We start from the raw sequence: 12957 nt of genomic DNA on the forward strand, positions 1-12957 counted from the left end.
CGGAATTCGGGGTCAAAATTCGGGATTTTTACCCCTCCCCTCCATTATAACCCCGCCGCGCAATTTTTGGCAACCCAATGCGGGGGATTGGGGGGAGGATTTCTGGGCAAACTCCCGGAGGCGCTCAGTGCTGCTGCTGTTGTGCGATCCGTACTTCCTCGCAGAGGAGTTGAGCGAGTTTGTCCGATGCGCCCGGTTGTCCTCGCACGGCGCGCAGGCGATCGCGCATTTGCGCTAATCTCTCGGGATGCGCTAAATATTCGAGCACCACCTGCGCCACCCGGTTCGGTTGCAAATGGCCCACCAACTCGGGAACGATTTGCTCGCCGGCCCAAATATTCGGCCATGCAAACAGTTTACCCTGTCGCAAGACCAAAGCGTTAATCCCTTTTGCCAATACGGACCCGACGAGGGGTAGATTGGCTAAAATCCCGGGCAAACCATCCCAAGCGCGCATGGCGTCTAACTGCTGTGTGGGGAGCAAAACGATCGCGGGAATGGCGAGGGAACCGAGTTCAGCGGTATTGGCCCCGACGGTGGTGAGACAGAGGGAACAGCGGGAAAGGCGATCGTAGGCCGGCGATCGCGTCCACAGTTGGACTTGCAACCCGCTGGGGGTCTGCAAAACTGGCAGGGAGTCTTCTACCTGTGTCAATTGAGCGTCGATACCTCCCATCACCGCAATCAGGGGATTGTGCTGTTTGTTGGCGAAACGGGCCAGGGTTTGTAAGTCTAAGGTGGGGGCGACGGGGATGGCGAAGCGGGTATCAGGTCGCAGGTTTTGGATGCTTTCGGCGATCGCCAAGCACAAAGGAACCCCTTGAGCGAGTTTCGCGGGTTTGGAACCGGGTAAAAGACCGATTAACGGCCCGGTAGAAGCGCCTTTTTCCGCCTGATTTTCCCGTTTTTCGGACAATTCTAAGGCAACATCGGCGATTAAATCTCCGACGACGGTAAACTTGCCATCGCCGATGGCACCGCGATGGATTTTTACCGCCGAATTCATCAGTGCAAAGCGATCGATCCAAGATTGCCAACGGGCCTCCCATTCGGCATAAACTAGGGTGCGATATCCCAATCGCTTGCCTAAAATGACGGTAAAAAATTGGTCGCCGCCGAGGAAGACAACCACGCCGTTTTTGTGCCAATGCCAATTTTGTGCCGTTTTACCCCACAGGAGAAAATTCCAAAAATGCTCGGGGTCTTGCACGCGGTCAATTTCGGGATAAGAACGGGCGATCGCTGCTTCTTTGCCCGTTGCATGGGGACAAGGGGACAACACCAGGGAGATGCGATACAATTGGCGATCGCGCAAGTCTCGACGCAAGGCACGCACTACCGGGCGCACCCAAGTCGCTAACTCGCCAGGAGCATTGGACAAAATTAAAATATCGATCGGTTGCATTCTCGAGATTGAATTTGAGGACCAAAGGTGGGAGGGCGATCGCGGGTCTGTGGGAAATTATAGCCTTTATCAGTCCTCTGGGATAAACTGGGTCGATTTGGGATGGGAATCCAAGGAATCCAGTGCCACTGTGGACTCCCACCGGGAAATGAAGACTCCGCTATCGGATGGGGGGTGGAAAATTATCCGCGCTCAATCACTTTAAGGCACTGGATTGTTGTATTTTAAATGACGTACAATCTTAAGCTTGAATCGAGAACCAATCGAGTCAACAGTAGATAGGGAGTTCAGGGGGTATGACAGAGTTAATCGATGCACTGAAAATCGGCGATCCGTCTCGCGTGCAAGGTGCGATCGCTGCCGGTGCGGATCTCGATCGCGAGGATTCGGAGGGGTTAATGGCGCTGAGTGTGGCGGCGGAAACGGGCAATCCGGATCTGGTGCAACTGTTACTGGATGCCGGCGCGGATGTCAATCGGGCAGATAAGGATGGATGGACCGCGTTGATGAGTGGGGCGGCGATCGGAAATCGGGCGATCGTGCAACAACTGATCGCGGCGGGGGCGGATGTGAATGCCAAAACTAACTTTGGTTTAACGCCGTTGATGGCGGCGGCGAGTAAGGGTCATGCGGAGGTGGTGGAAACCTTGCTGGAGAGTGGGGCGGATATTAAAGCAAAAGACGATAATAAATGGACCGCCTTTGTATGGGCATCTCAAGAAGGGCATGAAGCGGTAAAGGAGATTCTCAAAAAAGCCCGAGATGCGCGATCGCCCGGGTAAAGGGTGCGATCGCCCCCGACTCTTTGGTAATTTTAATCGAATTGTGGTGCATACAAATTGAGCAGCGTAGTGAGCCAAATAAACTATTCCATTGTTATCCCGATTTTCAACGAAGAATCGATTATACCGGAACTCTGGCAGCGTCTGACCCCAGTTATAGAGGCACTGGGGGGTTATACAGAAGTCATTTTTGTGGATGATGGCAGTGTGGATGCCTCCCTAACCCTGCTGACGGCGATCGCGCGCCAGTCTCCTCACGTGAAAGTTATCGCCCTTTCCAGAAATTTTGGCCATCAATGTGCCTTGTCGGCGGGTATCGATCGCGCCGAGGGACAAGCGGTGATTCTCATGGACGGAGATTTGCAAGACCCGCCCGAAGCGATTTTCCAGTTTGTGAGTGCCTGGAAACAAGGATATGATGTGGTGTATGCGATTCGCAAAAAACGCAAGGAAATGTGGCTCAAACGTCTGGCGTTTAAAAGTTTCTATCGCATACACGGCATTTTATCGGGAATTTTCGTTCCCTTGGATGCGGGGATTTTTTCTCTGATGGACCGCAAGGTGGTTCTCGCACTTCGCCAAATGCCGGAACGCCATAAATATATCAGCGGGTTGCGCGCTTATGCGGGATTTAAGCAAGTGGGGGTAATTGTAGAACGGGGCTATCGCTATCGCGGTAAACCCCGGATGACGCTGTTGAAGTTGTTTGAGCTAGCGTTGGATAGCATTTTTGCCTTTTCTACCATTCCCCTGCGATTGGCAACGTTTCTCGGATTTGCCTGCGCCACTTCTTCGTTTGCGATCGGAATTGTGGGATTATACTATAAATTAGTATTGGGTCGCGAGTTTCTATCCTGGGCGTTTGGCTTGACTACGACTTTCTTTATGGGAGGCGTGCAGCTTATTTTTTTGGGGATTATCGGCGAATACATCGGGCGGATTTATGATGAAGTCAAACAACGTCCTTACTATATTGTCAAACAACAGATTGGCTTTCACCATGATGCGAATTGCCTGGAAAAACTGGAAGTTGGCGAGTAATCAAAAAAAGCCAATAAAAGGCGGGGGATTGCAATCGCGCCTGGGCAAGCGAATTCGGCCTACGCGGACTCATTTTTGCTCGTTTTTAACACATGCTGGTCATGTCTCTGTGCAGCTAATGCCTCGCCACAATTGGTGGGAAAAATTACTGCTAAACTCTATTAGAACAGATTCAAAGTAACTATTTTATTGTCTTAAATAATGATTGATAAAATCGATAAACTCCAATCGGCAAGGATGCAAAAAATATTGGGTCAGGGAAAAGCGATCGCCGGTTTGATTTGCGCTATTTTGCCCGCCGTGATTGTCGCCATTCTCATTGCCCAGTATAGTATCAATGTCCCCTTTGCAGACCAATGGTTTAATGCGGGGGTAATTATCGATAAGTTTTCTAAAAGTACCTTATCATTTACGGATTTAATTGCCCAACATAATGAGAGTCGCAAGTTTTTTCCCCGACTGATATTTCTGGCGATCGCCTATCTGACGCGCTGGGATGTGCGCGTCGAAATGGCTGTCAGTCTGTTATTAGCTGTTGTGATTTCCGCCACTCTCTATCGCTTAAATCGAATTACCGTAGGTGGTTCTTTACCCCAAGCACTTTTTCTGACATTTATCGCTAATTTGCTAATTTTTGCGCCCATTCAATACGAAAATTGGTTGTGGGGAATTCAAGTGGTGGTTTTCCTTCCCATTGCTTGTTTGAGTGCTTGCATTGCAGTGGCGCATTCCCAACTCAGTCAGGTTGCTAAATTCGCAATTTCTACCGCGCTTTGCACCATCAGCACCTTTTCATTTGCGAATGGAATGCTGTTGTGGATTGTGGTGCTACCAGTGTTGGCATTTGCCCAATCTCCCCGGGAAATTATCCAGAAAAAAGGGTTAATCCTGGGATGGTTGGCATTTTTTGCGGCAAATGTAGGAGTGTATTTTTATCGGTATGTCAAACCAGACCATCACCCGACTTTTTCCTATGCCATCCAACATCCCGGGAAAACGGTTCATTTTTTTCTGGTGTTTCTAGGTACGCCGCTGGCACAAGTTAATCCCACTCACAGTATAATAGTAGCAACGGGGGTAGGATTGGCAATTTTGGTAATGTTAATTGGTGTGTGTGGTTATCTGGTAATTTGTCGCGATATGGCGTTGCTCGATCGCGCTAAGGGTTGGTTGGCAATTGCTGCGTATAGCGCCATGAGTGGGGCGATCGCTTCCGTGGGGCGGGTGGGATTTGGCATCGATGGTGCTTTAGCTTCTCGATATACCACTTTCTCGGTTTATTTGCTAGTGTCTCTGGTTCATTTAATGCCGATTGTCTGCACTCATTTTAACCGAAACGGCGCGTTTTTTCCCCGGAAATTATTTACCACCCGGGTGGTTGCTTCTGCGGTAACTGCACTGATGGGGTTGCATTTGCTCACGTCGCTTTATGCGATCGAACAGATGAGTGTGATGCGGCGCGATCGCCTGCAAGCAAAAGCTTGTTTGCTGTTAAGCGAGGCGATCGATAATCCCAAGTGCTTATTCCAGCAAGTGTTTCCGGTTCCCCTGGAGAGCTTTTCCCCGGCGAAACAAGAGAGAGTGAAAGCAAAACTCGATCGCATTATCACTCGACTCGACGAACTGGGATTTTTGGATGTAGGGTTAGTGAAAAGCAAGGATATCGGCAAAATTGCCGCCTCGCTTCCCGCTGGGGGGGATTATGGATGGTTGGATAATGTGGAATCGGTAGATAAAGGGGTATATCGCGCTTCCGGCTGGGCAATGTTACCGGAACGAAAAGAATCGGCGGATGCAGTGATTTTGACGTATAAAGATGAGAAGCAGCGATCGCTTGCATTTGCGATCGCCGACGTGAGGGTACAACGCCAAGATCTCGATCGACATCGACAACTAAGGGAACAAGGATGGTTGGGTTGGCAAACCGATTTTTCGGCTAGCGCCCTCCCTCCCGGACCCCTAACTATCCAGGCGTGGGCATTTGACGCCCTGACTGGAAACGCCTATCTCCTCAATGGCACCGGCCAATTGTAAAGAATTGTTGCAATTCCGTCACAGATGCCTACTAAAGCATTTCACTAAATATAACCTACCCATGCGGTTAGAAACCGGGAATCTTGCCGCAAATCTTTCCCAATGAACGAGGAATTAGATGCGCCCAACCCGGTTTCTTGTCTTCAGCAAATCTTGTGCAAGGTTTTGTATCCCCTGTCTGAAGAACTTGCACGATTCTCAATGCTCAACTTACCCGAGGAGAAACGTGCCATTATCCAAAGTCTCGATCGCCTGCAGAGTCGTCACCCCAGGCACGATCGCCACCAAATCGCCGGGATTTTGCAGGATACTCAAACTTCCATCGCTGACTTGCAATGTATAATCGGCGAGAGTACCGGCAAGCTGAATGCGATCGCGCCCCGCATCGAAGTTCTCGATTATCGCAAAATCTGCATTGTCGCCACCGAGGTACAAAGGTTGCGCCGTATCATTTGCCGGACTTCTGCCGGTGGCGAGTATAAAGGTATCGGTTCCGCTATCTCCGATTAAGGTATCGATTTCATTGTTTCCCAAACTGAGGGGTCGCACGTCTGTGCCATCGGTACCGGCGATCGCCGCTAAATCCACCCCCACAATCGTGGTATTTTGCCCAAACCCGGACACCACATCGTTTCCACTGGTTCCGCTAAACACCCCCACGCGCCCTTCAAATTGTCCGAATTGCTGATAGTGAGCGAATCCTGAACTCACATTGCCCGCGTTTACTGCTGCAGCAACATCGGTATTCACCGCCAAATAAATCGATTCATTAAACGCAAAACTCGTCCCATTTCCTCCACTGAGCAGAAATGTGCCATCATTAAAAATATCGGTGACTTGCAAATCCGTTACCCCCTGCACTACCGCGATTAAATCCCCGGTATTTGTGGAAATGATAAAATTGCCATTTCCGACTTCAAAGGTATATTCGCTGCGGTTCCCCGCCAGCAAAATCAAATCTTCGTTAACGTCAAAATTATTAATCTGAGCAAAATCATTGGTTCGATTGCCCACATAGAGCTTTTGCGCCGTTGGATTTAAAGGAGTAATTCCCAATCCCAGGGAAAACAAATCTTCTCCCGAACCGCCGATTAAGGTATCCACTTCTCCCACCCCCAAACTTCTCGGAACTCCATCAATGGAACCCAACCCCAAGGGGGTAATGTTATCGAATCCAATACCGATAATTCCAGTGGATTCGCCGAAGGCATTAATCACGTCATTTCCCGCAGTTCCGAAGAAGAAACCCGATCGCGTGGGTTCAAATTGCCCAAATCTTTCATAATGGGTTAAACCGGAACTGAGTACCCCTTCGGCTACCGCCGCCCTGATATCTGGATACAAGGCTAAATACGCTTGTTCGCTGAATCCTGCAGGAGTGGCGGGAGTTCCCCCACCCCCGCCGCCGCCAGAAGGAGCTCCGGGGCGATTCTCCGCTTCTCCAAAGGCGAGAAAGTGTTGCAAACCCGAGGCAAATACGCCAGAATTGACAGCGGAAGCTACATCGGGGTTAAGGGCTAAATAGGTGCCTTCGTTCCACTCTGGGGAAATGCTCACTCGCCCTTCTTGTTCGCCAAAGAAAATGAAGTGCTGCAACCCGGATGCGATCGCCCCGGAACTTACCGCCGCCGCTACATCGGGATTGTTACTTAAATATGCCGCTTCGTTATAAAATGGCGACCCTAGCACTCGTCCCTCTGACAGTCCCAATGCTTGAAAATGATTGAAACCGGAAGGTACTAAACCCGCATTTACTGCATTCTGCACGTCGGGGTAACTGTTCAGGTAAAAGGTTTCGTCAAAAATAGCAAAGCTCATGGTTTACTCCAAAATTGTTCTTTTTTTATTATAGGCTAATACTGGCTATTTTTTTTGCTTTTTATATTGATTTATTTCCATTTCCCCAGGGAGATAATAGGAATTTTTTTGGGAGTAAAATGTGAGTTATGGCAAAACATTAAACATAATAAAAGGGGGAGTGTTTCGCACTTTCCAGGAGGCGGAGCCTCGGGAAAGCCGTTCCCAGGCTGGAGCCTGGGAACGAGTTGGGGGGTGTGAGGTACAATGAAACGATACAAGGGGGGTCCGCACTTTCCAGGAGGCGGAGCCTCGGGAAAGCCGTTCCCAGGCTGGAGCCTGGGAACGAGTTGGGGGGTGTGAGATGAATCTGCGTAGGCGGACGAAGAAAAGCCCAGGCGCGATTTCAATCGCCCGCTTTGTTTATTGCCAATTGACAACTAGATACATAAAGACCGATCGCTGGCGAGGTGGATGTAGGGAAAGTGGGTGCAGCGATCGCCGCCTATTTCAAGTCAGCAACATTTTACAAACGGGTCTCATACACCAAAACGGGACAAGTGACAGATTCATAATATTAAATTATGTAAAGCAAAAAATGAGTGAATACTTTTATAAATTGTTAAAAAATGTAAATAAAAAGGGGGATTTTCTTATAAATTTGTTTCAGATTAGGGCGAAAAACGCCCAGAGATTGCCATTTTTTGGTAAAACCACAAGTATGGTTGCCAATCGATCGCTCATCCCCTAGCTCGTAGTCCCTAGGGTTGAGTGCCTAATTGCTGGACGCGCATCTATAAAGGAGAACAACTGCATGTTCACGAACGTGAAGCCCACCATCCGCCACATCACCCCAGAAGATCCGAAGGGGCGATCGGTGCTGAAGGTGGTGTATGTCGTATTAGAAGCCCAATACCAGAGTTCTCTATCGGCGGCAGTTCGCTCGATCAATCAAAACAACCCAGACTTAGCCATTGAAATTAGTGGGTATTTGATCGAGGAACTGCGAGACGAGGAGAACTACGAAGCATTGAAGCGCGACATTGCCACTGCCAACGTTTTCATTGCCTCCCTGATTTTCATCGAAGAGCTAGCCGAGAAAGTAGTTGCGGCGGTACAACCGCACCGCGATCGCCTGGATGTGGCGGTGGTTTTCCCCTCCATGCCAGAAGTCATGCGCCTGAACAAAATGGGGAGTTTTTCGATGGCGCAACTGGGTCAATCCAAGAGCGCGATCGCCCAATTCATGCGTAAGCGCAAAGAAAAATCCGGCAGTTCATTCCAAGACGGAATGCTCAAGCTGCTGCAAACCCTGCCGAAAGTCCTAAAATACCTGCCGATGGACAAAGCGCAGGATGCGCGTAACTTCATGCTCAGTTTCCAATACTGGCTTGGAGGGTCAGCGGAAAACCTAGAAAACTTCCTGCTGATGCTGGCGGAAAAATACGTATTCAAAGGCGATCGCCAGTTCCAATTCCAAGATCCAGTGGTGTATCCCGACATGGGAATCTGGCATCCCCTGGCCCCGAAAATGTTCGAGGATATCAAAGAGTACCTGAGCTGGTATAATAGCCGCTCCGATATTTCCGACGACCTGAAAGACCCTCTCGCCCCCTGCGTCGGGTTAGTGCTGCAGCGCACCCACCTCGTCACCGGCGACGACGCCCACTACGTAGCGATGGTGCAAGAACTCGAAGCCCTAGGCGCGCGGCCCATTCCCGTATTTGCTGGCGGATTGGACTTCTCCAAACCAGTGGATGCCTACTTCTGGGAAGTGGGAGCCAAAGGAGTCGAACCCCTGCCCTTAGTGGATACCGTAGTGTCCCTCACCGGATTTGCCTTAGTCGGCGGGCCGGCACGCCAAGACCATCCGAAAGCGATCGACTCCTTGAAGCGGTTAAATCGGCCCTATATGGTGGCTCTTCCCTTGGTGTTTCAAACCACCGAAGAATGGGAAGACAGCGACTTGGGACTGCACCCGATCCAAGTAGCACTGCAGATTGCCATTCCCGAACTCGACGGCGCGATCGAGCCGATTATCTTATCCGGGCGCGATGGCGCAACCGGGAAAGCGATCGCCCTGCAAGACCGCATCGAAGCCGTTGCTCAACGTGCCATCAAATGGGCCAGTCTGCGCCGCAAGCCAAAACTGGATAAAAAAATCGCCATTACCATTTTTAGCTTCCCCCCCGACAAAGGAAACGTGGGGACCGCTGCCTATTTAGATGTATTCGGCAGCATCTACGAAGTAGTTAAAGCCCTCAAAGGCAACGGCTACGATATTTCCGACTTGCCCGAGTCCCCCGAAAAGCTGATGGAGGAAGTCATCCACGACGCGCAAGCGCAATATGCCAGTCCCGAACTGAACATTGCCTATCGCATGTCCGTGGAAGAATACGAAAAACTCACCCCCTACTCCGAACGACTGCACGAAAACTGGGGACCGCCGCCGGGGAATCTCAACAGCGACGGGCAAAACCTGCTCGTGTACGGGAAACAATTCGGCAATCTGTTTATCGGCGTGCAGCCCACCTTCGGGTATGAAGGCGACCCAATGCGCTTGCTGTTCTCCCGTTCTGCCAGTCCGCATCACGGATTTGCCGCCTACTATACCTATTTAGAGCGGATTTGGGGAGCCGATGCCGTGCTGCACTTCGGCACCCACGGGTCGTTGGAATTTATGCCCGGGAAGCAAATGGGGATGTCCGGGGAATGCTATCCCGACAGCTTGATCGGCAAGATTCCCAACCTGTACTATTACGCGGCCAACAATCCCTCCGAGGCGACCATTGCCAAGCGGCGCTCTTATGCCGAAACCATCAGCTATCTCACCCCGCCGGCAGAGAATGCGGGATTATACAAAGGGTTGAACGAACTCAACGAGTTAGTCGGGTCGTATCAAAGCCTGAAAGACGGCGGGCGCGGGATTGCGATCGTGAATACGATTATCGAAAAATCCCGTCAGGTCAATTTAGATAAAGATATCGACCTGCCCGAGAAAGATGCAGCAGAACTCAGTGCCGAAGAGCGGGATACCGTGGTCGGCCAAGTATATCGCCGACTGATGGAAATCGAGTCGCGGTTGTTGCCCTGCGGACTGCACGTGATTGGCAAACCGCCCACAGCAGAAGAGGCGATCGCCACCCTAGTCAACATCGCCTCCCTCGATCGCGAAGAAGAAGAAATCCTCTCCCTCCCGCGCATCATCGCCAACAGCATCGGACGCAACATCGACGAGATCTATGCCAACAACGACAAAGGCATCCTCGAAGACGTGCAACAGCAGCAAGACATCGTAGAAGCCACTCGCGCCGCCGTTGCTGCCTTAGTCCAAGAACAAACCGATGCCGAAGGGCGGGTTTCCAAAGTCTCCAAACTCAACTTCTTCAACATGGGCAAAAAAGCCCCCTGGGTTGCCTCCCTGCACGATGCCGGCTATCCCAACGTAGACACCGAAGCCCTCAAGCCCTTATTCGAGTATCTCGAATTCTGCTTGCAGCAAGTCTGCGCCGATAACGAACTCGGTGCCTTACTCCGCGCCCTCGAAGGCGAATACGTCCTCCCCGGACCCGGCGGCGACCCCATCCGCAACCCGGATGTGTTGCCCACCGGCAAAAACATTCACGCCCTCGACCCCCAAGCCATCCCCACCGCCGCCGCCGTCAAAGCCGCCAAAGTGGTGGTAGACCGACTGCTCGATCGCCAGCGCATGGAAAATGGCGGACAATGGCCCGAAACCATCGCCTGCGTCCTCTGGGGCACTGACAACATCAAAACCTACGGCGAATCCCTCGCCCAAATCATGTGGATGGTCGGCGTCAAACCCGTCCCCGATGCCCTCGGTCGCGTCAACAAGTTAGAATTGATTCCCTTAGAGGAATTGGGACGCCCGCGCATCGACGTGGTGATTAACTGTTCCGGCGTCTTCCGCGACTTGTTCGTCAACCAAATGAACTTGTTAGATAAAGCGGTGAAAATGGCCGCCGAAGCTGACGAACCCTTGGAAATGAACTTCGTCCGCAAACACGCCATGAAACAGGCAGAAGACATGGGCATTAACCTCCGCCAAGCCGCCACCCGCGTCTTTTCCAATGCCTCCGGTTCCTATGCGGCAAACGTCAACTTAGCCGTGGAAAATAGCACCTGGGAAAGTGAGTCCGAGTTGCAGGAAATGTATCTCAAGCGCAAGTCCTTTGCGTTTAATTCCGATAACCCCGGCATGATGGAACAAGACCGCACCGTGTTCGAGTCGGCCCTGAAAACCGCAGATGCCACATTCCAGAATCTCGATTCCTCCGAAATCAGTCTCACGGATGTCTCGCACTATTTCGACTCCGACCCGACCAAAACTATCGCCAGTCTGCGCGAGGACGGCAAAACTCCTTCCTCCTATATCGCCGACACCACCACCGCTAACGCCCAAGTCCGCACCCTCTCCGAAACCGTCCGCTTGGATGCCCGCACGAAAATGCTCAATCCCAAGTGGTATGAGGGAATGCTCTCTCACGGGTACGAAGGTGTGCGCGAACTCTCCAAGCGTCTGGTCAATACTATCGGATGGTCCGCTACCGCCGGCGCGGTGGACAACTGGGTCTATGAAGACACCAACGAAACCTTTATCAAGGATGAGGCCATGCAGCAACGCCTGATGAACCTCAATCCCCACTCCTTCCGCAAAATGGTCACCAGTCTGCTGGAAGCCAACGGTCGCGGTTACTGGGAAACCAGCGAGGAAAACTTAGACCGCCTGCGCCAGTTGTATCAAGACGTAGAAGACCGCATTGAGGGAATAGAATAAGCCTAATTTCCCTCGTTCCCCCCAGGGGGGAACGCCCAACTTGTAGAGACGCGAGCGATCGCGTCTCTACCCCCTCCCCCGAACACCTAACCCAGAGCGTTTCCCATGATTGACGTGCGAAAGGCAGTCCTTGCCGCTCAAAACTATTTTGGTTCCCTGCAAGATTTGATGAGAAGTCCAAATGTCGGCGGCCAAATCGAGGATGTCAGGCTCGAAGAAGTCGAACTATCCGAGGATAAAAAGTTTTGGTTCATTACATTAGGATTTGATGTACTCAAACCCGCCTCTCAAAATACGTTGCTTTCTGAAATGATGCCCAACCGAGAGGAGAGGAATTATCGGGTTTTTAAAATTAATGCCGAAACCGGAGAGGTGGAATCCATGAAAATCAGACAGGTATGAGCAATTATATTACCCAATTGTTTGAAAGCTACAAACGGCAGGGAGTTTTAATCGATACAAATATTTTACTGCTATGGTGTGTAGGAACCGTCAATAAAAATCGCATTTCCAAATTTAACCGAACCGAACAATTTATTCCAGAAGATTATGAAATTCTCCTCAAGATTCTAGAGTATTTTGATAAAATCGTTACTTCCCCTAATATTTTAACAGAAGTCAATAGCCTCGTCAATCAAATTCGCGAACCAGAACGCTCTCAATGCTTGCAGATATTGGCTGCAGGAATGACGAACCTGGATGAATTTTATATTGAAAGTTCAACGATTGGCAGGGCAGATAAGTTTACTACATTTGGCTTGACCGATTGCGGAATTATCGAAGTCGCCCGAAATACATACCTAGTTCTCACAGACGATTTGAGATTAGCCAGTTATCTGGGTAACATCGGAATTGCTACAATTAATTTTAACCACATTCGCGTTTATGGATGGAAAGAATAGCGCGTCCGGAACAATAATAGCAAACCAGGATTACTCCGCGTCGGCCTCCTATAGCCCGTTCCGGGCATGGCTATGCGATAGGCTCGATCGGGCACGATTGTAATCCCCCGCTTTGATTACCCCCACCCCATTTTAATCGGAGAGCCACTGAATATGACTGCCATTACCTTCAACCTCAACCCCGTGGTTAAACTAACC

The 12957-nt window shown here is 50.7% G+C and carries 8 protein-coding genes; 6 read left to right on the plus strand and 2 right to left on the minus strand.

Annotated elements, in window-relative coordinates:
* Positions 1-124: 124 nt before the first annotated feature.
* On the minus strand, positions 125-1405 hold the full coding sequence (locus AC0QH1_RS24045) for a glycosyltransferase family protein (RefSeq protein ID WP_324633922.1): 1281 nt from the start codon (positions 1403-1405) through the stop codon (positions 125-127).
* Positions 1406-1701: 296 nt separating this feature from the next.
* On the opposite strand from AC0QH1_RS24045, the gene AC0QH1_RS24050 reads away from it, so the two are divergent.
* From AC0QH1_RS24050 to AC0QH1_RS24060, 3 genes are all read left to right on the plus strand, one after another.
* Positions 1702-2187 (plus strand): ankyrin repeat domain-containing protein, encoded by a 486-nt coding sequence (locus AC0QH1_RS24050; RefSeq protein WP_324633923.1) that lies wholly within the window; start codon positions 1702-1704, stop codon positions 2185-2187.
* Between the two features lie 69 nt (positions 2188-2256).
* Positions 2257-3228, plus strand: a complete 972-nt coding sequence (locus AC0QH1_RS24055) for a glycosyltransferase family 2 protein (RefSeq protein WP_324633924.1) — start codon at positions 2257-2259, stop codon at positions 3226-3228.
* 201 nt (positions 3229-3429) lie between these two features.
* Entirely contained in the window at positions 3430-5262 is a 1833-nt protein-coding gene (locus AC0QH1_RS24060; RefSeq protein WP_324633926.1) for a hypothetical protein, read from the plus strand.
* Positions 5263-5472: 210 nt separating this feature from the next.
* Here the strand turns inward: AC0QH1_RS24060 and AC0QH1_RS24065 are convergent, their stop codons facing one another.
* Positions 5473-7080, minus strand: a complete 1608-nt coding sequence (locus AC0QH1_RS24065) for a hypothetical protein (RefSeq protein ID WP_324633927.1) — start codon at positions 7078-7080, stop codon at positions 5473-5475.
* 793 nt (positions 7081-7873) lie between these two features.
* Here AC0QH1_RS24065 and AC0QH1_RS24070 point away from each other — a divergent pair.
* The 3 genes from AC0QH1_RS24070 to AC0QH1_RS24080 all read left to right on the plus strand — a co-directional run bounded on the left by AC0QH1_RS24070 (position 7874) and on the right by AC0QH1_RS24080 (position 12759).
* Positions 7874-11857: a magnesium chelatase subunit H gene (locus AC0QH1_RS24070; RefSeq protein WP_324633928.1), complete on the plus strand. Its 3984-nt coding sequence runs from the start codon at positions 7874-7876 to the stop codon at positions 11855-11857.
* 105 nt (positions 11858-11962) lie between these two features.
* Entirely contained in the window at positions 11963-12259 is a 297-nt protein-coding gene (locus AC0QH1_RS24075; protein WP_324633929.1) for a hypothetical protein, read from the plus strand.
* Positions 12256-12759 carry a PIN domain-containing protein gene (locus AC0QH1_RS24080; protein ID WP_324633930.1) on the plus strand — a complete coding sequence of 168 codons (504 nt, stop codon included), beginning with the start codon at positions 12256-12258 and terminating at the stop codon, positions 12757-12759. Before AC0QH1_RS24075 ends, AC0QH1_RS24080 begins: the two co-directional genes overlap by 4 nt.
* Positions 12760-12957 lie beyond the last annotated feature (198 nt).

The sequence above is a fragment of the Phormidium sp. CCY1219 genome (genome assembly GCF_055795085.1).